Source organism: Pseudomonas izuensis, assembly GCF_002356535.2.
In the GTDB taxonomy this organism is placed as follows: domain Bacteria; phylum Pseudomonadota; class Gammaproteobacteria; order Pseudomonadales; family Pseudomonadaceae; genus Aquipseudomonas; species Aquipseudomonas izuensis.
In genome coordinates this window covers 6,465,257-6,488,696 of record NZ_AP017423.2, presented here as the reverse complement: position 1 = coordinate 6,488,696, position 23,440 = coordinate 6,465,257, and the positions used below count along the sequence as shown (strand labels likewise).

Here is a 23,440-nt window from a genome sequence, read left to right as displayed (position 1 = left end):
GAAATGCGCGCAGATCTGCTGATTGTCGGGGCCGGAATGGTCGGCAGCGCCCTGGCGCTGGCGTTGCAGGATAGCGGGCTGGAAGTCCTGCTGCTGGACGGCAGCCCTTTAAGCGTCAAACCGTTTGACGCCCAGGCGCCGTTTGAGCCACGGGTGAGTGCCTTGTCCATCGCCAGCCAACGGATTCTCGATCGCCTGGGCGTCTGGGGCGGCATCGCCGGCCGACGCAGCAGCCCGTACAGCGACATGCAGGTCTGGGATGGCAGCGGCACCGGGCAGATTCACTTTGCCGCGGCCAGCGTGCATGCCGATGTGCTGGGCCATATCGTCGAGAACCGGGTGGTGCAGGATGCCTTGCTCGACCGCTTGCACGACTGCGATCTTGGCCTGCTGGCCAATGCGCGCCTGGAACAAATGCGCCGCTCCGGCGACGACTGGCTGCTGACCCTGGCCGATGGCCGTACCTTGCGCGCACCGCTGGTGATCGCGGCGGATGGCGCCAACTCGGCAGTTCGACGCTTGACCGGCATGGCGACGCGGGAGTGGGATTACCTGCACCATGCCATCGTCACCAGTGTGCGCTGCTCGAAACCTCATCAAATGACTGCCTGGCAACGCTTTACCGATCACGGCCCGTTGGCGTTTCTACCGCTGGAACGTGATGGCCAGCAGGATTGGTGTTCGATCGTCTGGTCGACCACGCCGAGCGAAGCCGAACGCCTGATGGCACTGGATGACGAAGGCTTCTGTCGCGAGCTGGAACGGGCCTTCGAAGGTCGGCTGGGCAGCGTGCTCAGTGCTGATCCGCGCCTGTGCGTGCCGCTGCGTCAGCGTCATGCCAAGCGTTACGTGGCCGAAGGCCTGGCGTTGATTGGCGACGCGGCCCATACCATTCACCCGTTGGCCGGGCAGGGCGTGAACCTCGGGTTCCTCGATGCGGCGGTACTGGCCGAAGTGCTGCTGCAGGCGGCCGCCCGGCAAGAGCGGCTGGCGGATGTGAAGGTGCTCAGCCGTTACGAGCGTCGACGCATGCCCCACAACCTGGCACTGATGGCGGCGATGGAAGGTTTTGAGCGGTTGTTCCAGGCCGATCCATTGCCGGTTCGTTGGTTGCGCAATACCGGGTTGAAGATGGTTGACCGGATGCCCGAAGCCAAGGCGCTGTTTGTGCGTGAGGCGCTGGGGCTGACCGGGGATTTGCCGGCACTGGCCAAGGCCTGAGATCTTCGCCGCGGCTGATGGCCTCTTCGCGAGCAGGCTCGCTCCCACAGTTGAAATGCATTCCATTGTGGGAGCGAGCCTGCTCGCGAAGGCGTCGGTACATTCGATACCCATTTCTGGTTGTGCAACATCTGGTAATTACTCCGCGAACTGTTCGATTGAGAAGGTAAATGTGAGTCCTTATCATTTGCCCTCATTTTTTCAATCGAGAGACCGCTCCCATGTTGGCACCGAAGCGTCTACTGACCGCACTGGCCCTGACTCTAATCGGTAGCACCGCTGCCCAGGCTGCCGACGAGGTGGTGGTCTACTCCTCGCGTATCGACGAGCTGATCAAGCCGGTCTTCGATGCCTACACCGCGAAAACCGGCGTGAAGGTGAAGTTCATCACCGACAAGGAAGCGCCATTGATGCAGCGGATCAAGGCCGAGGGCGAGAATGCCACCGCCGACCTGCTGCTGACCGTCGATGCCGGTAACCTCTGGCAAGCCGAGCAAATGGGCATCCTCCAGCCGTTCACCTCGAAAACCATCGACGCCAACATCCCGCTGCAATATCGAGCGTCCTCCCATGCCTGGACCGGCCTGAGCCTGCGGGCGCGGACCATTGCCTATTCCACCGACCGGGTGAAGCCGGGTGAGCTGACCACCTACGAAGCGCTGGCCGACAAGAACTGGGAAGGCCGACTGTGCCTGCGCACGGCGAAGAAGGTCTACAACCAGTCCCTGACCGCCACCATGATCGAAATCCACGGCGCCGAGAAAACCGAGAAGATCCTCAAGGGCTGGGTCAGCAACCTCTCCACCGATGTGTTCTCCGACGACGTCGCGGTACTGGAGGCCATCAATGCCGGCCAGTGCGATGTCGGTATCGTCAACACCTACTACTACGGTCGCCTGCACAAGCAGAAGCCCGACCTGCCGGTGAAGCTGTTCTGGCCGAACCAGGCGGATCGTGGCGTGCACGTCAATCTCTCGGGTATCGGCCTGACCAAACACGCCCCGCACCCGGAAGCGGCCAAGGCCCTGGTGGAGTGGATGACCACGCCTGAAGCGCAGAAAATCTTTGCTGACGTGAACCAGGAATTCCCGGCCAACCCTACCGTGCAGCCCTCTGCCGAAGTCGCCGCCTGGGGCAAGTTCGTGGCCGATACCTTGCCTGTCGAAGTCGCCGGCAAGCGCCAGGCCGAAGCGATTCGCATGATGGATCGGGCTGGCTGGAACTGAGTTGTGGCCTGGGGCTTGTCTGTGGCGAGGGAGCTTGCTCCCGTTGGGCTGCGAAGCGGCCCCTTGGCCGCTACTCATTCGAGATGATCTGATAACCTCCTGCGGCTGCTGCGCAGCCGAGCGGGAGCAAGCTCCCTCGCCACAGAATTGAGCCGACTGCAGATAGACGTCGGCTTCACATTTCCAGAGAACTTCCTTGGCCCACCCCGCCCAACGCCGCTGGTATCCCCTGGTCTTCGCCATCGCTGCGCTGGTCCTGCTACCCCTGAGCGTTTTACTGCTTTCCTGGCAAACCGTCGATCAACAGATCTGGTCCCACCTGTGGGACACGCAGATGCCGCGTCTGCTGGGTAACACCCTGACCCTGGTGTTTGGCGTCGGTGTCGGTGTGACAATCCTCGGTGTCAGCCTGGCCTGGCTCACCAGCCTCTGCGATTTCCCCGGCCGACGCTGGCTGGATTGGGCGTTGATGCTGCCCTTTGCAATTCCGGCCTATGTGCTGGCATTCGTTTTCGTTGGCTTGCTGGATTTTGCCGGTCCCGTGCAAACCCTGCTGCGCGAGTGGTTCGGCACGGGCCTGCGCTTGCCGCGTGTGCGCTCCACGGGCGGGGTGATTCTGGTTCTGGTGCTGGTGTTCTATCCCTACGTTTACCTGTTGGCACGCACCGCGTTCCTGGCCCAGGGCAAAGGCCTGATGGAAGCCGCACGGGTGCTTGGGCAATCGCCATGGCAAGCGTTCTGGCGGGTGGCAATGCCCATGGCACGACCGGCTGTCGGTGCGGGCGTGGCATTGGCGCTGATGGAAACCCTGGCGGATTTCGGTGCGGTGTCAGTGTTCAATTTCGACACCTTCACTACTGCGATCTACAAGACCTGGTATGGATTTTTCAGCCTCTCCACCGCCGCGCAACTGGCCAGCCTATTGTTATTGGTGGTGATGGTGGTGCTGTACGGCGAACGTCGTGCGCGCGGGGCCAACCGGGCGAGCAACGAACGGCCACGGGTCAAGGCGCTGTATCACCTGCATGGCGTCAAAGCGTTGCTGGCCACGGGATGGTGCAGCCTGGTGTTCGCCTGCGCCTTCGTCATACCGATGCTGCAATTACTGGCGTGGTTCTGGCAACGCGGGCGCCTGGATCTGGATGAGCGTTACACCGGCCTGATCGTCCACACCTTGTACCTGGGCGCGATGGCGGCGTTGATCACTGTCAGTGTCGCCCTGGTCTTGGCGTTTGCCCGGCGGTTGGCGCCGACCCAGGGTATCCGTGCCGGGGTCAGCCTGGCCAATCTGGGCTATGCCTTGCCCGGTTCAGTGCTGGCGGTATCGATCATGCTGGCGTTCAGTTATCTGGACCGCGAATGGGTCATTCCGCTTTCCGGCTGGTTCGGTGGGGCCGGTAAACCGTTGCTGTTGGGGAGTCTGTCGGCGTTGCTGCTGGCGTATCTGGTGCGCTTCATCGCCGTGGCTTACGGGCCGCTGGAAAGCAGTCTGGCGCGTATACGGCCATCTTTGCCCGAAGCGGCACGTAGCCTGGGTGTCAGTGGACCGCGACTGTTTTTCAAAGTGTATCTGCCGTTGCTGCTGCCCGGCTCGTTGAGCGCCGCGTTGCTGGTGTTCGTCGATGTGCTCAAGGAAATGCCCGCGACCCTGCTGATGCGCCCGTTTGGCTGGGACACGCTGGCCGTCCGAATCTTCGAAATGACCAGCGAGGGCGAGTGGGCGAGAGCGTCTTTGCCGGCGCTGGCCCTGGTTTTGGTCGGGTTGCTACCGGTCATCGGATTGATCCGACGTTCGGCACATCAAAACAGCTAGGTGTCAGTCCTACACCTTGCGGCTACAATGCGCGGCATTCGGTGCGGTCCGTCTGACAGAAAAAGTAGTAGAAATCGACTGCAAGCCTTTTGTATCAAGGCTTTTACTCGATAGATTTCTCGCCCGCACCTTCGCCACGCCCGGAAGGAGAAACCCATGGGACAGCGTACGCCTCTGTATGACCTTCATCTCGCCCTCGGCGCGAAGATGGTCGATTTTGGCGGTTGGGATATGCCCCTGCATTATGGATCGCAGGTCGAGGAGCACCATGAGGTGCGCCGCGATTGCGGTGTTTTCGATGTATCCCACATGACCGTGATCGATGTCGACGGCCCCCAGGCCAAGACTTGGCTACAGCACCTGTTGGCCAATGACGTCGATCGCCTGCACAGTTCTGGTCGCGCCTTGTACAGCACCATGCTCAACGAGCGCGGTGGCATCGTCGACGACATGATCGTCTACCGCCTGGACGACGGTTATCGTCTGGTGGTCAACGCATCCACCCGCGATCAGGATCTCGCATGGATGCAGGCGCATCTCGACGGTTTCGATGTGCAGCTCAGCGAGCGCTCCGAACTGGCCATGTTGGCCATCCAGGGCCCCCACGCCCGGCAGAAAGTGTCCGAGCTGGTCAATCAGTCCCGGGGCAATCTGATCCAGCTGCTCAAACCCTTCGAAGGCCAGCCCGACGGCGACTGGTTCATCGCGCGCACCGGCTATACCGGTGAAGACGGCCTGGAAATCATCCTGCCGGCCGATCAGGCGCCTGGGTTCTTCAACGATCTGGTGGGTGCGGGTATTTCTCCCATTGGTCTCGGCGCACGGGACACTTTGCGGGTCGAAGCCGGCATGAACCTCTACGGCCGGGACATCAATCAAGACGTTTCACCGCTGGCCTCCAACATGGCCTGGAGCATTGCCTGGCAACCGGCCACTCGCCAGTTCATCGGGCGCACGGCGCTGGAGGCCGAGCGCAGCGGGGGCGTACAGCAAAAACTGGTCGGTCTGGTCCTTGAGGAACGCGGGGTTTTGCGTGCTCATCAAGTGGTCCGTATCGCCGATGTTGGCGAAGGGGAGATCACCAGTGGTAGTTTCTCTCCTACGCTTAGCAAGTCGATTGCACTGGCGCGCGTGCCGATGGCAACGGCCGACCGCGCGGAAGTGGAAATCCGTGGCAAGTGGTACCCGGTCCGAGTGGTCAAACCGACCTTCGTACGCCATGGCAAAACCTTGATCTAACCTTTTCTGGCGGCAATGACCGCTGACAATTTTCCTGAGGACACAGAACATGAGCGATATCCCTGCCGACCTGCGTTTTGCCGAAAGTCACGAATGGGCTCGCCTGGAAGCCGATGGCACCGTCACCGTGGGCATCAGCGATCACGCGCAGGAAGCGCTGGGTGACGTGGTGTTCGTCGAACTGACGGAAGTCGGAAACGTCTTCGCTGCCGGTGATCAATCCGGTGTGGTGGAGTCGGTCAAGGCCGCTTCCGACATCTATTCCCCGGTGGCCGGTGAAGTGGTCGCAATCAACGAAGAGCTGAGCGCAACCCCGGAACTGCTGAACTCCGACCCGTACGGTGCGTGGATTTTCAAACTCAAGCCAAGCAATACGGCTGACCTGGACAAGCTGCTTGATGCAGCGGGTTACAAGGCCGCCATCGGCGAGTAATGCTCGCCTTGTGAAAATCCATGTGGGAGCGAGCCGCCCGGAGCCGGCTCGCTCCCACAGGTTTTATGGCTTTAGAACGGCTTTGACGGCTGCCACTGAACGCTCGACATCCGCTTTGCTCATCGCCGTGAACATCGGCAACGAGACAATCAGCCGACCGACCCGCTCGGCGACCGGGAACATGCCCTCCTTGAAACCGCGCTCGCGGTAAAGACTCAGCAGGTGAATCGGCGGGTAGTGATAGCCAATGCCCACACCCAATGCCTGCATCTGCTCCATGAAGGTCGCACGCGCCGGTTTGCCATCATGGCGCTCTGGCAATACAAGCTGGAACAAATGCCAGTTGCTGTTCTCGAAATCCGCCGGGGGCAGTTGCGCCCCGTACTGTGTTTCGAAGTCCTCGCCAAAGCAGCTGAAGTAGTGCTTGGCCAATTCACGCCGATGAGCGGTGATCGCTTCGATATGGGCAAATTGCCCCAGGCCAATGGCCGCTGCGACATCGGTCATGTTGAACTTGCCGCCCAGCACATCGACGTCCAGGCCATCGAAGCCGCTGCGGGTGACGCCTTGCAGTCGGTATTTTTCCGCCAACCTGACTTCTTCGGCATTGTTCAATACCAGGCAGCCGCCCTCCGATGAGGTGACGTTCTTGTTTGCCTGGAAACTGAAGGACACGAAATCGCCGGTCGAGCCAATGCGCTGACCGTTCCAGCTTGAACCCAGCGCCTGGGCCGCATCTTCCACAATCCGCAGACCGTGCTTCTGTGCCAGGGCATACAGGCGTGTCATGTCTACGGGCAGCCCGGCCAGAAACACCGGGATGATGGCTTTGGTACGCGGGGTGATGGCCGCTTCGAGCTGCGCCAGGTCGATATTGCGGGTCACTGGGTCGATGTCGGCAAACACCGGTGTGGCGCCGACTTCCAGAATGACGTTGGCAGTGGCCACCCAGGAAATCGGTGTGGTGATCACTTCGTCACCCGGCCCGATGCCGGCGATGCGCAAGGCGATTTCCATGGTGCAGGTGCCGGAATTGAACGTGCGCACCGGGCGACCGCCAAAAAACTCCGAGAGTTGTGCTTCGAAGGCCTGAACCTTGGGGCCGCTGGTGATCCAGCCGGAGCGCAACACATCGCCGACAGCGGCAATGGTGGATTCATCGATGGTGGGTTTGGAAAAAGGCAGGAAAGGCAGTTGGCTCATAAATACAGGCACCCGATCAGCGGACATTAGGTAGACGACGAGCATGATGATCCGGATTGCCCGGCGGCGCCACGTCATCCGTATCGGCACCGGCTGCTATGCTGGTTTGACCGTGTTACATCGACGTTGAGCGCCAGCCAAGAGAGAGCCCGTCATGTCCCAGTTGCCGTCCCTGAGCCAGTTACGCGACCCCAATGCCTTTCTTCGCCGCCACCTCGGGCCCGATGCCGCCGAGCAGCAGGCAATGCTCGACAGCCTCGGCCTCGGTAGCCGGGTCGAGCTGATCGAACAGACGGTACCGCCGGGCATTCGCCTGAACCGGGCGCTGGATCTGCCGCCGGCCCTCGACGAAGAAGCCGCATTGGCCAAGTTGCGCGGCTACGCCGAACAGAACCAGGTCTGGACCAGCCTGATCGGCATGGGCTATCACGGCACCCTCACGCCGGCTGTCATCCTGCGCAATGTGTTGGAAAACCCGGGCTGGTACACCGCCTACACGCCCTATCAACCGGAAATCGCCCAGGGGCGGCTCGAAGCGCTGTTGAATTTCCAGCAACTGACCATCGATCTGACCGGACTGGAACTGGCCAATGCCTCTTTGCTGGACGAAGCCACCGCGGCGGCGGAAGCCATGGCCCTGGCCAAACGGGTGGCCAAGTCGAAAAGTAATCTGTTCTTTGTCGATCAAAACTGCCATCCCCAGACCATTTCCGTGGTGCAGACCCGTGCCGAAGGCTTCGGTTTCGAGTTGATCATCGACGCTGTGGATAACTTGAAGCAGCACCAGGTGTTCGGTGCGCTGCTGCAGTATCCCGACACCCACGGCGAAATCCGTGACTTGCGTCCGTTGATCGATCACCTGCATGCCCAGCAAGCGCTGGCGTGTGTCGCCGCCGACCTGCTGAGCCTGCTGCTGTTGACGCCGCCGGGGGAGTTGGGCGCCGATGTGGTGTTCGGCTCTTCCCAGCGCTTCGGCGTGCCCATGGGTTACGGCGGGCCGCACGCGGCGTTTTTTGCCAGCCGCGATGAATACAAACGGGCGATTCCCGGAAGGATCATCGGTGTGTCGAAAGATGCCCGTGGCAACGTCGCGCTGCGCATGGCCCTGCAAACCCGCGAGCAACATATTCGCCGTGAAAAGGCCAACTCGAACATCTGTACCGCGCAAGTGCTGCTGGCCAACATCGCCAGTTTCTATGCGGTCTACCACGGCCCGGAAGGGCTCAAGCGCATTGCCCAACGCGTGCACCGGCTGACGTGCATCCTCGCCGCGGGCCTTGAGCGCAAGGGCATCACGCGGCTCAACCAGCATTTTTTCGACACCCTGACCCTGGACGTCGGTGGCACCCAGACGGCGATCATCGAAAGCGCCCAGGCGGCGCAGATCAACTTGCGCATTCTGGGGCGCGGACGAGTGGGCCTGAGCCTTGACGAGACCTGTGACGAATCGACGGTGGCCAAACTGTTCGATGTGTTCCTCGGCGCCGATCATGGGCTCAATGTCGATGAGCTGGATGCCGAGGCGCTGGTTTCCAGCATCCCGAGTCAGTTGCAGAGAACCTCCCCCTACCTGCGCCATCCGGTATTCAGCGCCCACCACAGCGAAACCGAGATGCTGCGTTACCTCAAGCAGTTGGAAAACAAGGATCTGGCGCTCAATCAGTCGATGATCCCGTTGGGTTCGTGCACCATGAAACTCAACGCTACCAGCGAAATGATCCCGATCACCTGGCCGCAGTTCGCCAACCTGCATCCGTTCGCGCCGAAGGAGCAGGCAGTCGGTTATGCGCTGATGATCGAAGAACTGGAGCGCTGGCTCTGTGCGATCACCGGTTTCGATGCGATCTGCATGCAGCCCAACTCCGGTGCCCAGGGCGAGTACGCGGGGCTGCTGGCGATCCGCAAATACCACGAGAGCCGCCAGCAGGGTGGGCGGGATATCTGCCTGATTCCGTCGTCGGCCCACGGCACCAACCCGGCGTCGGCGCAGATGGCCGGGATGCGCGTGGTGATTGTCGAGTGCGACGAAGCCGGTAACGTCGATCTGGAGGATCTGAAAGAGAAAGCCGCCCAGGCCGGCGACAAACTCGCTTGCCTGATGGCGACCTATCCCTCGACCCACGGTGTGTACGAGGAAGGCATCAGTGAAATCTGCGAAGTGATCCACAGCCATGGCGGCCAGGTGTACATGGACGGCGCCAACCTCAATGCCCAAGTCGGGTTGGCGCGGCCGGCGGACATCGGCGCCGACGTGTCCCATATGAACCTGCACAAAACCTTCTGCATTCCCCATGGCGGTGGCGGGCCGGGCATGGGGCCGATTGGCGTGCGCGCACACCTGGCACCATTCGTGGCCAATCATCCGGTGGTGCCGATCGACGGGCCGCTGGCGCAGAACGGTGCCGTCAGCGCAGCACCGTGGGGCAGCGCGAGCATCCTGCCGATCAGCTGGATGTACATTGCCATGATGGGCCCACAACTGGCCGACGCCAGTGAAGTGGCGATCCTGGCGGCGAATTACCTGGCGCGGCACCTGTCCGGGGCGTTCCCGGTGCTGTACACCGGGCGCAACGAGCGGGTGGCCCATGAATGCATTCTCGATTTGCGACCGCTCAAGACATTGACCGGCATCAGCGAGGAAGACGTGGCCAAGCGCCTGATGGACTATGGCTTCCATGCGCCGACCATGTCGTTTCCCGTGCCGGGAACGCTGATGGTCGAACCCACTGAAAGTGAATCCAAGGCGGAGCTGGACCGCTTCATCGGCGCGATGCTGAGTATTCGCGCGGAGATTACCGAGGTGCAGAACGGCAACTGGCCGGCCGAGGACAACCCGTTGAAACGGGCGCCGCATACCTTGGCCGATATCACCGGCATTTGGGAACGGCCCTATAGCATCGAACAGGGCGTGACCCCGGATGCTCACACCAAGGCCCATAAATACTGGCCGGCGGTGAACCGGGTGGACAATGTGTATGGGGACCGCAATCTGTTTTGCGCGTGTGTGCCGCTGGATGAGTACCGCTGATCTCCCGGACGACACTGGACCCCTGTGGGAGCGAGCCTGCTTGCGAAAGCGGTATGTCAGTCGACAAATCCGTTGAATGTTAAACCGCATTCGCGAGCAGGCTCGCTCCCACAGGGGGATATAGGTGAGGCAATAAAAAATGCCACTCAGTTGAGCGGCATTTTTTGTTTGGACGGGAGGATTATTCCGAAGCCACGGCGTTCTTCGCCAGAATCGCGTTCGCCAACTCCATGTCCGTGGCTTGCAGGCCCGGGTTGTCGGCGCGGACTTTCTGCATCGCGGCTTCCAGGTACGGGCCGCGGATGCCGCCGTCACTGGCGACGAAGCTGCCGGCATCGTCCTGGGCAGCGACGATCAACTTGTTATCCTTGAACGTCAGGTAGGTCGAACCGGTGGTGGCACCGGAGGAAATGACGTTACGCCAAAAGCTATCAGCCATCGCCGAACCGACAGGCAGGGACAACAGGGCGATGGTAGCGACAGCAACTTTGAAACGCATGATGGGTGACTCCACTGTTTTAACTACGCCGTTGGATTGTCTGCCCCTGACCGAGTTCCATCCGGCCGCATCTACTTCTGCTCGCTCTGCGGTGTCACGCGCAACACCTCCTCGACCGTGGTCAAACCGGCCGCCACTTTCTGCGCCCCTGACAATCGAAGGCTGCGCATGCCCTCCTTGAACGCCTGACGCCGCACCGCCGGCAAGTCGGTATCGGGATTGATCAGTGCTTTCACACCTTCGGTCAGTTGCATGATTTCGTACACCCCGGCGCGACCGTGATAGCCGGTGTCGCGGCACTCCAGGCAGCCGATGGCGCGTTGGGCGTTGGCGGGCAGCGGTGCCTGCCAGGGCCGGGTCAGGGTTTGCCAGTCTTCTTCACCGAGGGTTTGCGGGGCCTTGCAGTGCGGGCACAAGGTCCGCACCAGTCGCTGGGCCATGACCCCGAGCACGGTGGCCTTGATCAGGTAATGCGGCACGCCGAGCTCCAGCAGGCGACTGATGGCGCTCGGCGCGTCATTGGTGTGCAGCGTCGACAGCACCAGGTGGCCGGTGAGGGCCGCCTGGATCGCCATCTCGGCGGTTTCCAGGTCGCGGATCTCGCCGATCATGATGATGTCCGGGTCCTGCCGCATCAGCGCGCGCACCCCGGAAGCGAAGGTCAGGTCGATATTGTGCTGGACCTGCATCTGGTTGAACGCCGGCTCGACCATTTCGATCGGGTCTTCGATGGTGCAGAGGTTGACCTCGGGCGTCGCCAGTTTCTTGAGGGTGGTGTACAGCGTGGTGGTTTTGCCGGAGCCGGTCGGCCCGGTGACCAGGATGATGCCATTGGGCTGACGCGTCATGTCCTGCCAGCGCCGCAGGTCGTCGGCGGAAAACCCGAGCTGATCGAAGTCCTTGAGCAGCACCTCCGGATCGAAGATCCGCATGACCATTTTTTCGCCGAAGGCAGTCGGCAGGGTCGATAGCCGCAACTCGACTTCGCCGCCGTCCGGGGTTTTGGTTTTCACCCGGCCGTCCTGGGGTTTGCGTTTCTCCGCGATGTTCATCCGCCCCAGGCTTTTCAGGCGACTGACGATGGCCATGGTCACCTGTGGCGGGAATTGGTAGACGTTGTGCAACACGCCGTCGATGCGAAAGCGCACCGTGCCCTGTTCGCGCCGGGGTTCGATGTGGATATCGCTGGCACGCTGCTGGAAGGCGTACTGGAACAGCCAGTCGACGATGTTGACGATATGCGCGTCGTTGGCATCCGGCTCCTGATCGCTGGCGCCGAGATTGAGCAACTGTTCGAAGTTGCCCAGGGTATTGATCTGCTGATCAGCGTTGTTCGCCCCGGTGACCGATTTGGCCAGGCGGAAAAACTCCACGCTGAAGCGCTGAATGTCCACCGGGTTGGCCACCACGCGCTTGATCGGCAGCTTCAGCACGTGGGTCAGGTCGGCTTCCCAGCCGTTGACGTAGGGCTGGGCGCTCGCGACTGTCACGGCGTCACGGTCGATGGATACCGCGAGAATCTTGTGGCGCTGGGCAAAAGCGTAGGACATCAGCGGTGTCACGGCCGCGACGTTGATTTTCAGCGGATCGATACGCAGGTAAGGCTGGCCCGCCTGCTGGGACAGCCACAGGGTCAGGTTTTCCAGGTCGAGGTGTTTGCCGGGGCGACTGAGGTCATCCAGCTGTTGGCTGGCGATGAACTCCAGGGGGTGCATCTGGCCATGGGCGGCGTGACGGCGACGGGCATTGAGCGCGTGTTCAGCCGAGTCCTGGCTGATGAAGCCTTGGGTGACCAGCTCACGCAAGACATCATTGAGATCCAGCCAGCGGTCCTGAATGGCGAGTTGAACGGACATGCGGGCTCCTTTTGAACAACAGTGCGCAAAAGGATAGTCGTGGCGCCATAGACCGTTGGGCCACTACCCGACGAAGCCGTATCGGATTTTTTCAGCCAGCCGCCTGGGCGGCTTCCACCCAGGCCGGGTCAGCGCCTTGCAGATCAACCGAGCAGACGCTGATCAGGTTACGAAGTTTTTCCGCAATCACCTGGGCGCGATGCCAGCTCAATCCGTCGATGACAATCTCGATGGCCAGCAAATCGTCCTGGCGCTGTACGTGCACCTGCTCCGGCGTCAGGAATTGCAAGGCGAACAAGTTCAGCGCGCGGCACAGCAAATCGGGCTCGGCTTCGGCCAGTAGCTGGTACTGGACGCGGCAATGGATGTTGTTGACGTTCCAGACATCGGCGCGGGTGTTCACGGCTTGAAGGTGCGGCATGGTCGTTCTCCAAAATCACTGGAGAAAGTTTTACATTCGGTGCCCGGCATTTCTTATCTATGATGGGCTGAATGGCTGTACTTTCGAATCATTCAATTCATCGAGTTATCTGTTACGGGTTTTTTTATGCAAAGCGAACTGGATGGCTATGACCGCAAGATCCTGGCGTTGCTGCAGGAGGACGCTTCGCTCTCCAGTGCGCAGATCGCCGAACAGGTGGGGCTGTCGCAATCGCCCTGCTGGCGACGGATTCAGCGGATGAAGGAGGAGGGGATCATTCGTGCCCAGGTGACCCTGCTCGATCGCAAGAAAATCGGCCTGAACACGCAGATTTTTGCGCAGGTCAAACTCAACGCCCACGGGCGTTCGAACTTCACGGAATTCACCGAGGCCATTCGCGGTTTCCCCGAAGTGCTGGAGTGTTACGTGCTGATGGGCGCGGTGGATTTCATGCTGCGGATCGTCGCGGCGGACATCGAGGCCTATGAACGCTTCTTCTTCGAGAAGCTGTCGATGGTGCCGGGGATTCAGGAGGTCAATTCGGTGGTGGCGTTGTCGGAGATCAAGTCCACGACCAGTTTGCCGGTTTGAAGCATTGCGGTGAATTGGCTGGCCCCATCGCGAGCAAGCTTTGCTCCCACAGTACCGGTGTCGACCGCCAGATTTGGGCTCGACACCGGTACTGTGGGAGCAAAGCTTGCTCGCGAAGGCGGTATTACAGGCGCAGCAATGTCTTCCAGGCGCGATTCTGATACACCGCGATCGCCTGCTGCTTGCGCGCATCCAGGGCTTCGTCGGTGATCGGCTCGTTAGCCAGTTGCGCCAGTTTGTTCAGTTCGCCGTACAGGCGATCCATTTCCGGGATTTCCAGCACGTTGCGCGCGTGGTGCAGCCAGGACTGGATGCGTTCGATACGCGGCAGTTGCTCGGCCAGGTCTTCCGGTTGTTGCTGATAGCGCTGCAATTGCAGCGAGTTGGCTTCTTCGCCCAACAGCCGCGGCAACCAGCTACCCAGTTGTGCAGCGCCCTGGCGATTGCCGCGGGTATTGCGGTCGGCGGTCCAGGTGCGGGCCAGCAACCAGCGCGAAGTGTTCAGCGAGAACAGGCCCCAACGCGGGTCCTCGAGTTCTTCAAGGAACTGTTCCGGCGCGGCTTTGCGCACGTCCTCATCGTCCATGCCGGCCTGGACCAGTGGACGCCAGTCTTCGAGCAAGGCATCCAGCGCGGCACGCAGGTCGTGGGTCGATTGACGCGGCGCGGCCTGGCCGAGGCTGCTGACCAGTGCACGCAGTTCGGCCAGGTTTTCCACCCAGTCTTGCAGCAGGCGCCAGTGGCCGTTGAAGCGATACTGCTCGGCCAGACGCTGGCTGCTGCCCAGCAGGTGCCAGCACAGCGCGGCGAAGGCGTCGTCCAGCGGGGTTTCGGCGGTGAGTTGCGGTGCCGGCAGGCTCAACGAGTAGCTGTGGGCGTCGTACAGGCGATAGCCGCGCTCGGCCTTGCTGATGTCGCACGGCATCAGGGCCAGGGTCGCGGCAAGTTCGGCGGCCAGTTCCAGCAGTGCGGCCGGTTCGCCTTCGCGCAGCTCCAGTTCCAGCTCGCAGATTTCTTCTTTTTGCTTGCCGACGACCACGTGGCCAAGATCCAGCGCGGCTTCGATGACCACTTTGGTCTTGCCGCGACCCCAGGCGATTTCCGCGCGCTCGCGCACAAAGTCGGTGGTGAAGATCGGCTTCAGGGTTTTCTTGTCCAGTTCGGCCAGTTCCTCGGGCCAGCATTCGCCGTCGAGTTTCTTCAGGTCGAGCTTGGCTTTGGGCAGGTTCCAGTCGTATTCGTTGCGCTCGGACAAGCCGGCGACGCTGTGGCCACGGGTCTTGAGGGTCTGAATCACGTCTTCACCATCCTTGCGCAGGCGCAGGGCCACCTTGGCGCGGGCCAAGTCGCGCTCGGGGGTGTCGAAGTATTGGTTCATCAACTCACGGCGTTCCCAGCCACTTTTGTTGCGTTTTTTCAGTAATGGGTGCTCGCGCAGGGCAGCGAGGGTTTCGCGGCTGACGCGGAGTTTGATTTCGGTTTCTTTCTGCATGGCCGGAAAATCCAGGATCGGGAGCGCAGCCGGGGGAATATGTGGCTGCCAAGGTCGTGCAGTGTACAGCAGTGAACCAAGCAGCGCGCCGCAACGGTTTATTCCTGTCATTGGATGGCTCTATGATGGACTTCAATTCGGGAGTTGGAGTCAGCGATGCCTTTGCCGTCCATGAAAGATCAGTTCGCTGCACTGATCGCTGCACCGTCCGTCAGTTGCACCCAGGCGAGCCTCGATCAATCCAATCGTCCGGTGATCGACCTGCTGGCCGCGTGGCTCGGCGACCTGGGGTTTGTCTGCGACATCCAGCAGGTCAGCCCCGGCAAATTCAATTTGCTGGCCAGTTATGGCTCCGGCCCCGGCGGTTTGGTGCTGGCCGGGCATAGCGACACCGTGCCGTTCGATGGCGCGCTGTGGCAGACCGATCCGCTGAAGCTCACCGAGATTGACGGCCGCTGGATCGGCCTGGGCGTTTGCGACATGAAGAGTTTCTTCGCCCTCGCCATCGAAGCGGTCATACCGCTGCTCGATCAGCCGTTCAAACAGCCGCTGCTGATCCTCGCCACGTGCGATGAAGAAAGTTCGATGTCCGGTGCCCGGGCGCTGGCTGAAGCGGGCCGGCCGTTGGGACGGGCAGCGGTGATCGGCGAGCCGACCGGCCTCAAGCCGATTCGCATGCACAAGGGCATCATGATGGAGCGCATCGATATCCTTGGGCAGAGCGGTCACTCATCGGACCCGCGCCTGGGTCACAGTGCCCTGGAAGCCATGCACGATGCCATCGGCGAACTGCGCGGCCTGCGCTTGCTGTGGCAGCGTGAGTTTCGCAATCCGCAATTCAGCGTACCGACCCCGACCCTGAATTTGGGCTGCATCCATGGTGGCGACAACCCGAATCGCATCTGTGGCCAATGTTCGCTGGAATTCGACCTGCGGCCCCTGCCGGGCATGGACCCCAAGGTCCTGCGTGCCGAGATTTTGCAAAGGCTCAAGCCGGTTGCCGAGCGGCATCAGGTCAAGATCGATTACGCGCCGCTATTCCCCGCAGTGCCGCCGTTCGAAGAGGCGGAGGATGCGGAACTGGTGCGAATCGCTGAAAAGCTCACCGGCCATCGCGCCGAAGCAGTGGCGTTCGGCACCGAAGCGCCTTATCTTCAGCGCCTTGGCTGCGAAACGCTGGTGCTCGGCCCTGGCGATATCGCCTGCGCTCACCAACCGGGGGAGTTCCTCGAAATGTCACGTTTGCAGCCTACGGTGCATCTATTACGTCAGTTGATTGAACATTACTGCCTGACACCGGCGCAAACATCGGTGCCCGGTTGAACGCAATCCATGTGGGAGCGAGCCTGCTCGCGATGAGGCCGTTACAGTCAACATCAATGTTGCCTGTCCCATCGCCTTCGCGAGCAGGCTCGCTCCCACAGGAGTTTGTGTTTTGGCCGACAGAACTTATAAATTGCCAGTGTCCCAACCCGTATTCATGAGGAGAGCGCGCGTGTCGCCAAGCCTGTTCCGACGATAACCACCAGCCCGCTGTGCGTTTTCTGTTTCGCCCTTTTTTCGGCTGCTATTTATTACAGGCCCAGGTTCATGCCCGAATACGTCAATTGGCTTCGTCACGCTTCGCCTTACATCAACGCCCACCGCGATTGCACCTTTGTCGTCATGCTCCCCGGCGACGGCGTCGAGCACCCCAACTTCGGCAATATCGTCCACGACCTGGTGCTGTTGCACAGCCTGGGCGTGCGACTGGTGCTGGTTCATGGCTCCCGCCCGCAAATCGAAGCGCGCCTCGCCGCCCGCGGCCTGACCCCGCATTACCACCACGGCATGCGCATCACCGATGCGGCGACCCTGGAGTGCGTGATCGATGCCGTCGGCCAGCTGCGCATCGCCATCGAAGCGCGGCTGTCCATGGATATGGCCTCATCGCCCATGCAGGGCTCGCGCCTGCGGGTGGCCAGCGGCAATCTGGTGACCGCACGGCCGATCGGCGTGCTTGAAGGTGTCGACTATCACCACACCGGTGAAGTGCGCCGGGTCGACCGCAAGGGCATCAATCGCCTGCTGGACGAGCGCTCCATCGTGCTGCTGTCGCCGTTGGGCTACTCGCCGACCGGTGAAATCTTCAACCTTGCCTGTGAAGACGTCGCCACTCGCGCGGCCATCGACCTGGGGGCGGACAAGCTGCTGCTGTTCGGTGCCGACCTTGGCTTGATCGATGAGCACGGACGCCTGGTTCGCGAACTGCGTCCGCAACAGGTGCCGGCGCATTTGCAGCGTCTGGGCAGCAATTACCAGGCCGAGCTGCTGGATGCCGCGGCCGAAGCCTGCCGTGGCGGCGTGGCCCGCAGCCACATCGTCAGCTACGCCGAGGATGGCGCACTGCTGACCGAGCTCTTCACCCGCGACGGTGGCGGTACCCTGGTGGCCCAGGAGCAATTCGAAGTGGTGCGCGAAGCGGCCATCGAAGACGTCGGTGGACTGCTGGACTTGATCAGCCCACTGGAGGAGCAGGGGATTCTGGTGCGGCGTTCCCGCGAGGTGCTGGAGCGTGAGATCGAGCAGTTCAGCGTGGTCGAGCGCGAAGGCATGATCATCGCCTGCGCGGCGCTGTATCAGATTGCCGATTCGGATGCCGGGGAGCTGGCGTGCCTGGCGGTGAACCCGGAGTACCGTCATGGCGGTCGCGGCGATGAACTGTTGGAACGCATCGAAACCCGCGCCCGGGCTCAGGGGTTGAAAACCCTCTTCGTCCTCACGACCCGCACGGCTCATTGGTTCCGCGAGCGTGGATTTGCTCCGAGCAGCGTCGAGCGCCTGCCATCGGCGCGGGCGTCGCTGTACAACTATCAGCGTAATTCGAAGATCTTCGAAAAAGCCCTCTGATCCCTGTAGGAGCCGGCTTGCCGGCTCCTACAGGTCGGTGGGGTTACTCGGTGACGAATTTCGCACTGACATACGGCGAGTAATCCGGCAGTACCGTTTCAACCTTCCCTTGCTCCTTCAAGAACTTCGCCGTCTCGCCTATTGCCTTGGCCGTACCGCCGTCCAGCAGCGCGCGGGTCTGTTGCGCCTTTGCGTCGGGAAACGCGGAGCCGGCCAGCAACTCCGGCACATCAGCGGCATTGGCACCGGTCAATTTGGCGATTTTCTGTACCGGTACGGAATCCGCGGTCCAGCTGTCTTTATGCGCTGCATAGTCGGCGAACGAGTCCAGGGTGACCTTGGCGAATTTCGCCACCACGTCCGGGTGCTTCTCGGCGTAATCCTTGCGCGCCACCCAGACCTCGAACGTCGGCGCGCCCCACTGGCCGACCTGTGCCGCATCGGTCAAGGTCTTGCCAGTCTTGCGAATTTCCCCCAGTGCGGGCGACCAGACGAACGCGCCATCAATGTCCCCACGCTTCCAGGCGGCGGCGATTTCCGCAGGCTGAAGGTTCACCACTTTGACTTTCGAGGCGTCCAGTCCCCAGTGCTTGAGCGCCCCGAGCAGGCTGTAGTGAGAGGTGGATACGAACGGCGTGGCGATGGTCTTGCCGATCAGATCTTGCGGTTTCTCGATACCGCTGCCATTGCGCACCACCAACGCCTCGGCCGCGTTGATCTGCGCAGACACGATGAACGCAACAATCGGCAGGTTGCGCGAAGCGGCCGCCGCCAACGGGCTGGAGCCGAGGTTGCCGATTTGCACATCACCCGACGCAATGGCCGTTACCACTTCCGGGCCGCTATTGAAGCGTCGCCAGTCGATTTTTTCGCCGATGGTTTTTTCGTAGAGGCCATCCGCCTGGGGCACTTTGCTGGGGTCGATACCCGTCTGGTAGCCGACAGTGAGGTTCGCCGCGTGGGCGGAAAAAGATATTGCGAGCGATACACAAACTGTAACAAATGGGCTGGATAGTGCGCGTTTGGTCGGCATGGCGTTGGCCTCTTCGATTGGAATTGTTACGGAATTGCTTCCAAACCTAATCGATCTAAAAAACGCCTAATAAATACCCTTTAGGAATTAGCTTATGAGCCGGGTGCTCTACTCTGAGGGGGGTGAGCTAAATTCCTAAAGGGTATGAGAAAAGGATTCATGCATTCTTTTCAGGTTTATGACGAACTCATGACCCTGCAGGGACCAAAAAACCGGGGATTAGACTATGGTCGTAGACACACATGGTTACGATTGACTTGTGGGTCACGCTCTGGCGCTAATCGCGCATCTTAGGATCTGGGACATCGATTCCGGACCAGGAACACAAGAATTAGAGACGAGAGGAGCTTAAAACAATGAACAAGTCCACGTTGGCACTGGCCGTGGCTGTAGGGGTTATGGCGCAGCAGGCAGGCGCCGCGGGTTTCATCGAAGACAGCAAGGCTTCCGTTAGTTCGCGCACCATGTATTACGACGCCGATGTGCGTGAAGCTCCTAGTAGTACCGCTCCTAGTAATGCTAGAAACAGGCAGCGCGAAACCGCTGAAGGTCTCAAGTTCGACTACCTGTCCGGTTTCACCCAGGGTACCGTTGGTTTTGGTATCGACGCCCAGGCACTGGTCGGCATCCACTTGGACGGCGGCAAGGGCCATCACCCAACTGGTAACGCCAACTCATTCTTCCCTAGCGATGGCAATGCGTCTGCCGACGAGTGGAGCCGTGCAGCAGCCAACGTGAAGGCACGCTTCTCGAAGACCGAGGCCCACCTGGGTGGCGCCCTGCAACCCAACATGCCGATCCTGATCGCGAACGACAGCCGTTTGCTGCCACAAACCTTTGACGGTGGCACCATCACCTCGAAGGAAATCGACAACGTGACCTTCAACCTGGGTCAGCTGGAGCACGCGCAGGGTCGCGCCTCGTCGAACTCCACTGGCCTGTCTGTGAATGGCGCTACTCAGGACAGCAACCAGTTCCGTTACGCCGGTGCTGACTGGAAGGTCACCAAAGACCTGTTGCTGCAGTACTACTACGCGAACCTGGAAGACTTCTACAAACAGAACTTCCTCGGTCTGGTGCACGTCTACCCGATCGCGCCGAATCAGTCGTTCAAGACCGATATTCGTTATTTCGACAGCAGCTCCGACGGCAAGAACGGCAACGGCACGGCTGGCTACCAATTCAACAACAACGGTGGTTTCGCCAAGACCCCGGGCGAGGTTGATAACAAGACCTGGAGCGCCACGTTCACCTACACCCTGGGCGGTAGTGCGTTCTTGCTCGGCCATCAGCGTGTCAACGACGACGGCGGCTTCGTGTTCCTGAACCAGGGCAGCCTTATCGATAGCCAGGGTCGTCAAGAAGGTGCCGGCGGTTCCAGCTTCTACTCCTTCACCGATGCCACGGTGGGCAGCTTTATCCGTGCCGGTGAAAACACCACTTACGGTCAGTATTCCTATGACTTCGCCTCACTGGGCGTGCCAGGTCTGAAAGCTTCGATTGCTTACCTGGATGGCCGAGACATCAAGGCTACCAGCGGTAATGGTCCAGACCTGAATGAACACGAGACCGATGCACGTGTGGATTACGTGATTCAAACAGGCCCACTCAAAGGCTTTGGTACCACACTGCGTCACGGTACTTATAGTGGCAACACCAGCACCGCTGACCAGGACCAGACCCGTCTGATCTTCAACTACACCTACAGCTTCATGTAAGCAGTAGCGGAAAGAGCCTCGTCTGCGGACGAGGCTTTTTTTCGGCTTGCTTTTTATATTCCATAAAAGTTGCACATGATTATTTTTTATTCTTTTTAGATTTGTCTGCAAACACCTACAGTAGCCCCACCTGACGCCATCAGGCCCCCGCACGACCCGCTTCACGTTTAGCTTCCGATGATGAACAACTTCAGGCATGGGCTTTCAGCCGGTACCTCTGTCCCGGCTGGGTGACTGCCGCAGATCCATATTCCATTACGATATAAATAAGAATTAACTGATTCTTTTTAGCTTTATGAACAGGTATTCTGCGCGGCCCAAAAAAAGGGGGGGCAGGCCAGCGCTGACACGGCATCTCAGGATCGACCGTGGGCACGACCTGGCGCTGATCTCGAAACTCAAGGATCCGGGCATTCGACCCAGGACCGGCAACATCAGAATTAGAAACGATAGGAGTGAAACACATGAACAAGTCCACCCTGGCCCTGGCTGTGGCCGTAGGGGTTTTGGCGCAGCAGGCGAGCGCCGCCGGTTTCATTGAAGACAGCAAGGCTACTTTGGGGCTGCGTAACTTCTACATCAACACCGACTACCGTGACGGCGCCGGTCCGAACAAAAACGAAGAATGGGGCCAAGGCTTCGATCTGCGTTTCATCTCCGGTTACACCCAAGGCACGGTCGGTTTCGGGGTTGATGCCATTGGCCTGTTGGGCGTGAAGCTGGACTCGGGTGGCGGCACCAACGGTGCAACAAGCAACTCTTATGGCGGCACTGTTTTCCCAAGCAAATCCAACGGCGAAGCGGTTGATAACTTCTCCAGCCTGGGCCTGACTGCCAAAGCCAAGGTTTCCCAGACCGAACTGAAGCTGGGCACCCTGCAGCCGAAACTGCCGGTGATCGTGACCAACGACGGTCGTCTGCTGCCGCAAACCTGGCAGGGTGGCCAGATCAGCTCGAACGACATCAAGGACCTGACCCTGATCGGTGGTCAGATCGAACAGGTAAAAGGTCGCAACTCGAGCAACAACCAACAGTTGTCGATCTCGGGTGCCAACGGCCGTACCGCTTCGGCGCGCGACAGCAACAAGTTCATCTACGCCGGTGGTGACTACAAAATCACCAAAGACCTGACCGCCCAGTACTACTACGGCAACCTGGAAGAGTTCTACAAGCAGCACTTCCTGGGTCTGGTTCACAACTGGGCAATCGGCCCTGGTGTACTGAAGTCTGACTTCCGTTACTTCAACAGCCGCAGCGACGGCGCCAATGGTAACGACAAGAACTTCTTCACGACCGGTTATTACGGCGGTGGCGTGACCAAGGGCAAGGTCGACAACAACCTGTACAGCGGCCTGTTCCTGTATTCCGTTGCCGGTCACACCTTTGGTGGTGGTTATCAGGCCAGCACTGGCGACAGCGATTTCCCTTGGCTGAACCAGGGCGACGGTTCGTCGAACTACACCATCACCGACTCGCAGATCCAGAAGTTCGGTCGTGCCGGCGAACGCACCTGGCAGGGTCGCTACTCCTTTGATTTCGCCAGGCTCGGCGTACCCGGCCTGACCGCCGGTGCGGTTTACCTGCACGGCGACAACATCAATAACGTTGCCGGTGACAAGTCCGAGTGGGAACGCGACCTGACCGTGGGTTACGTCGTCCAGTCGGGCGCCCTGAAAAACCTCGGCGTGACGTGGAAAAACGCCATGTGGCGTACCGACCTGCCGAACACTCGTTCCCAGGACGAAAACCGCCTGATCGTCAGCTACTCGATCCCGCTGTTGTAATCATCGAAGCAAAAAAAAAGCCCCGCCCGGCATCACGCCGGGCGGGGCTTTTTCGTTTTTCAAGCCGGGCTCACCCCCGTAATCCCGTCTTGAAATTCCCCTCTTTGCAGCAACTCAAGGCCTTCTCGAACCTTGTCGACGATGTTCGGCGGGATGCGTGATCGCGTCCAGTGAACAGATCTTTAATATTTCTTTATGATCTAAATAAATTGATATTTATTCTTTTTAATAGATAAGAAACCCAGGCACAGTTGAGCTCAACAGCACTCACCAGGAGCGACACCATGAGCATCAGACTGGGCGACATTGCCCCCGACTTCGAACAGGATTCCAGTGCCGGCACCATCCGTTTCCACCAATGGCTGGGCGATAGCTGGGGCGTGCTGTTTTCCCATCCGGCGGACTTCACGCCGGTGTGCACCACTGAGCTCGGCTTCACGGCCAGGTTGAAAGATGAATTCGCCAAGCGTGGGGTCAAGGCCATCGCGCTGTCGGTCGATCCGGTGGATTCGCACCACCGGTGGATCGAAGACATCAACGAAACCCAAAACACCGTCGTCAACTTTCCGATCCTCGACGACGCCGACCGCAAGGTCTCTGACCTCTACGACCTGATCCATCCCAATGCCAACGACACCCTCACGGTGCGCTCGCTGTTCGTGATCGACCCGAACAAAAAGGTCCGGCTGACCATCACTTACCCGGCAAGCACGGGCCGCAACTTCAATGAAATCCTGCGGGTGATCGACTCGCTGCAACTCACCGACAACTACAAGGTGGCCACTCCGGCCAACTGGCAGGACGGTGATGAGGTGGTGATCGTGCCGTCACTCAAGGATGAAGACGAAATCAAACAGCGCTTTCCCAAGGGGTATCGCGCCGTTAAGCCGTATCTGCGCCTGACCCCACAACCGAATCGGTAGCCCGTTCATTTGTGGTGTGGCGGATGCCGCTTTCGCGAGCAGGCTCGCTCCCACAGTGGTACGCGGTCAAC

At 60.3% G+C, this 23,440-nt stretch carries 18 protein-coding genes; 12 read left to right on the top strand and 6 right to left on the bottom strand.

Annotated features, from left to right (window positions below; translation table 11 throughout):
- The first annotated feature begins 3 nt into the window (after positions 1-3).
- The 5 genes from LAB08_RS29085 (at position 4) to gcvH (ending at position 5,932) form a co-directional block, all read left to right on the top strand.
- Complete coding sequence (locus LAB08_RS29085) at positions 4-1,221, top strand: 2-octaprenyl-3-methyl-6-methoxy-1,4-benzoquinol hydroxylase (protein ID WP_172901697.1); 1,218 nt, start codon at positions 4-6, stop codon at positions 1,219-1,221.
- Positions 1,222-1,442: 221 nt separating this feature from the next.
- Positions 1,443-2,447, top strand: coding sequence for an extracellular solute-binding protein (locus LAB08_RS29080; RefSeq protein WP_096514308.1), 1,005 nt, complete (start codon positions 1,443-1,445; stop codon positions 2,445-2,447).
- A gap of 196 nt (positions 2,448-2,643) precedes the next feature.
- On the top strand, positions 2,644-4,260 hold the full coding sequence (locus LAB08_RS29075; RefSeq protein ID WP_096514309.1) for an ABC transporter permease: 1,617 nt from the start codon (positions 2,644-2,646) through the stop codon (positions 4,258-4,260).
- Between the two features lie 156 nt (positions 4,261-4,416).
- Complete coding sequence (gene gcvT / locus LAB08_RS29070) at positions 4,417-5,499, top strand: glycine cleavage system aminomethyltransferase GcvT (protein WP_096514310.1); 1,083 nt, start codon at positions 4,417-4,419, stop codon at positions 5,497-5,499.
- Positions 5,500-5,548: 49 nt separating this feature from the next.
- Positions 5,549-5,932, top strand: coding sequence for a glycine cleavage system protein GcvH (gcvH, locus tag LAB08_RS29065; protein ID WP_096514311.1), 384 nt, complete (start codon positions 5,549-5,551; stop codon positions 5,930-5,932).
- Between the two features lie 63 nt (positions 5,933-5,995).
- Here the strand turns inward: gcvH and LAB08_RS29060 are convergent, their stop codons facing one another.
- Positions 5,996-7,135: a DegT/DnrJ/EryC1/StrS family aminotransferase gene (locus tag LAB08_RS29060; RefSeq protein WP_096514312.1), complete on the bottom strand. Its 1,140-nt coding sequence runs from the start codon at positions 7,133-7,135 to the stop codon at positions 5,996-5,998.
- Positions 7,136-7,289: 154 nt separating this feature from the next.
- On the opposite strand from LAB08_RS29060, the gene gcvP reads away from it, so the two are divergent.
- Positions 7,290-10,163, top strand: coding sequence for an aminomethyl-transferring glycine dehydrogenase (gene gcvP, locus LAB08_RS29055; protein ID WP_096514313.1), 2,874 nt, complete (start codon positions 7,290-7,292; stop codon positions 10,161-10,163).
- Between the two features lie 181 nt (positions 10,164-10,344).
- On the opposite strand, the gene LAB08_RS29050 is transcribed toward gcvP, so the two are convergent.
- From LAB08_RS29050 to LAB08_RS29040, 3 genes are all read right to left on the bottom strand, one after another.
- The gene (locus LAB08_RS29050) at positions 10,345-10,662 is read right to left on the bottom strand and encodes a DUF2388 domain-containing protein (protein WP_096514314.1); all 318 of its coding nucleotides are present in this window, start codon (positions 10,660-10,662) and stop codon (positions 10,345-10,347) included.
- Between the two features lie 71 nt (positions 10,663-10,733).
- Positions 10,734-12,518: a type IV pilus assembly ATPase TfpB gene (tfpB, locus tag LAB08_RS29045; protein ID WP_096514315.1), complete on the bottom strand. Its 1,785-nt coding sequence runs from the start codon at positions 12,516-12,518 to the stop codon at positions 10,734-10,736.
- 91 nt (positions 12,519-12,609) lie between these two features.
- A complete protein-coding gene (locus LAB08_RS29040; protein ID WP_096514316.1) occupies positions 12,610-12,939 on the bottom strand; it encodes an ACT-like domain-containing protein in 330 nt (109 codons plus the stop codon).
- A gap of 126 nt (positions 12,940-13,065) precedes the next feature.
- On the opposite strand from LAB08_RS29040, the gene LAB08_RS29035 reads away from it, so the two are divergent.
- Positions 13,066-13,530: an Lrp/AsnC family transcriptional regulator gene (locus LAB08_RS29035; RefSeq protein WP_096514317.1), complete on the top strand. Its 465-nt coding sequence runs from the start codon at positions 13,066-13,068 to the stop codon at positions 13,528-13,530.
- Positions 13,531-13,654: 124 nt separating this feature from the next.
- Here the strand turns inward: LAB08_RS29035 and LAB08_RS29030 are convergent, their stop codons facing one another.
- Complete coding sequence (locus LAB08_RS29030) at positions 13,655-15,022, bottom strand: CYTH domain-containing protein (protein ID WP_096514318.1); 1,368 nt, start codon at positions 15,020-15,022, stop codon at positions 13,655-13,657.
- Positions 15,023-15,178: 156 nt separating this feature from the next.
- Here LAB08_RS29030 and argE point away from each other — a divergent pair, with 156 nt between their 5' ends.
- Positions 15,179-16,345: an acetylornithine deacetylase gene (gene argE / locus LAB08_RS29025; protein ID WP_096514319.1), complete on the top strand. Its 1,167-nt coding sequence runs from the start codon at positions 15,179-15,181 to the stop codon at positions 16,343-16,345.
- 267 nt (positions 16,346-16,612) lie between these two features.
- Positions 16,613-17,911, top strand: coding sequence for an amino-acid N-acetyltransferase (argA, locus tag LAB08_RS29020; RefSeq protein ID WP_096514320.1), 1,299 nt, complete (start codon positions 16,613-16,615; stop codon positions 17,909-17,911).
- A 43-nt stretch (positions 17,912-17,954) separates the two neighbouring features.
- Here the strand turns inward: argA and tauA are convergent, their stop codons facing one another.
- Entirely contained in the window at positions 17,955-18,944 is a 990-nt protein-coding gene (gene tauA / locus LAB08_RS29015; protein WP_096514321.1) for a taurine ABC transporter substrate-binding protein, read from the bottom strand.
- A 356-nt stretch (positions 18,945-19,300) separates the two neighbouring features.
- On the opposite strand from tauA, the gene LAB08_RS29010 reads away from it, so the two are divergent.
- From LAB08_RS29010 to LAB08_RS29000, 3 genes are all read left to right on the top strand, one after another.
- Positions 19,301-20,662, top strand: coding sequence for an OprD family outer membrane porin (locus LAB08_RS29010; RefSeq protein WP_096514322.1), 1,362 nt, complete (start codon positions 19,301-19,303; stop codon positions 20,660-20,662).
- 464 nt (positions 20,663-21,126) lie between these two features.
- Complete coding sequence (locus LAB08_RS29005; RefSeq protein WP_096514323.1) at positions 21,127-22,446, top strand: OprD family porin; 1,320 nt, start codon at positions 21,127-21,129, stop codon at positions 22,444-22,446.
- A 284-nt stretch (positions 22,447-22,730) separates the two neighbouring features.
- Positions 22,731-23,369 carry a peroxiredoxin gene (locus LAB08_RS29000; protein WP_096514324.1) on the top strand — a complete coding sequence of 213 codons (639 nt, stop codon included), beginning with the start codon at positions 22,731-22,733 and terminating at the stop codon, positions 23,367-23,369.
- Positions 23,370-23,440: the final 71 nt, after the last annotated feature.

Bases quoted from the DNA above. Each gene is read 5' to 3' on its own strand.
- LAB08_RS29080 (WP_096514308.1), top strand. From the start codon at position 1,443: ATGTTGGCACCGAAGCGTCTACTGACCGCACTGGCCCTGACTCTAATC.
- LAB08_RS29050 (WP_096514314.1), bottom strand. From the start codon at position 10,662: ATGCGTTTCAAAGTTGCTGTCGCTACCATCGCCCTGTTGTCCCTGCCT.
- tauA (WP_096514321.1), bottom strand. From the start codon at position 18,944: ATGCCGACCAAACGCGCACTATCCAGCCCATTTGTTACAGTTTGTGTA.
- LAB08_RS29005 (WP_096514323.1), top strand. From the start codon at position 21,127: ATGAACAAGTCCACCCTGGCCCTGGCTGTGGCCGTAGGGGTTTTGGCG.
- argA (WP_096514320.1), top strand. From the start codon at position 16,613: ATGCCCGAATACGTCAATTGGCTTCGTCACGCTTCGCCTTACATCAAC.
- gcvH (WP_096514311.1), top strand. From the start codon at position 5,549: ATGAGCGATATCCCTGCCGACCTGCGTTTTGCCGAAAGTCACGAATGG.
- LAB08_RS29035 (WP_096514317.1), top strand. From the start codon at position 13,066: ATGCAAAGCGAACTGGATGGCTATGACCGCAAGATCCTGGCGTTGCTG.
- gcvP (WP_096514313.1), top strand. From the start codon at position 7,290: ATGTCCCAGTTGCCGTCCCTGAGCCAGTTACGCGACCCCAATGCCTTT.
- LAB08_RS29030 (WP_096514318.1), bottom strand. From the start codon at position 15,022: ATGCAGAAAGAAACCGAAATCAAACTCCGCGTCAGCCGCGAAACCCTC.
- gcvT (WP_096514310.1), top strand. From the start codon at position 4,417: ATGGGACAGCGTACGCCTCTGTATGACCTTCATCTCGCCCTCGGCGCG.
- tfpB (WP_096514315.1), bottom strand. From the start codon at position 12,518: ATGTCCGTTCAACTCGCCATTCAGGACCGCTGGCTGGATCTCAATGAT.
- LAB08_RS29010 (WP_096514322.1), top strand. From the start codon at position 19,301: ATGAACAAGTCCACGTTGGCACTGGCCGTGGCTGTAGGGGTTATGGCG.
- LAB08_RS29085 (WP_172901697.1), top strand. From the start codon at position 4: ATGCGCGCAGATCTGCTGATTGTCGGGGCCGGAATGGTCGGCAGCGCC.
- LAB08_RS29060 (WP_096514312.1), bottom strand. From the start codon at position 7,135: ATGAGCCAACTGCCTTTCCTGCCTTTTTCCAAACCCACCATCGATGAA.
- argE (WP_096514319.1), top strand. From the start codon at position 15,179: ATGCCTTTGCCGTCCATGAAAGATCAGTTCGCTGCACTGATCGCTGCA.
- LAB08_RS29000 (WP_096514324.1), top strand. From the start codon at position 22,731: ATGAGCATCAGACTGGGCGACATTGCCCCCGACTTCGAACAGGATTCC.
- LAB08_RS29040 (WP_096514316.1), bottom strand. From the start codon at position 12,939: ATGCCGCACCTTCAAGCCGTGAACACCCGCGCCGATGTCTGGAACGTC.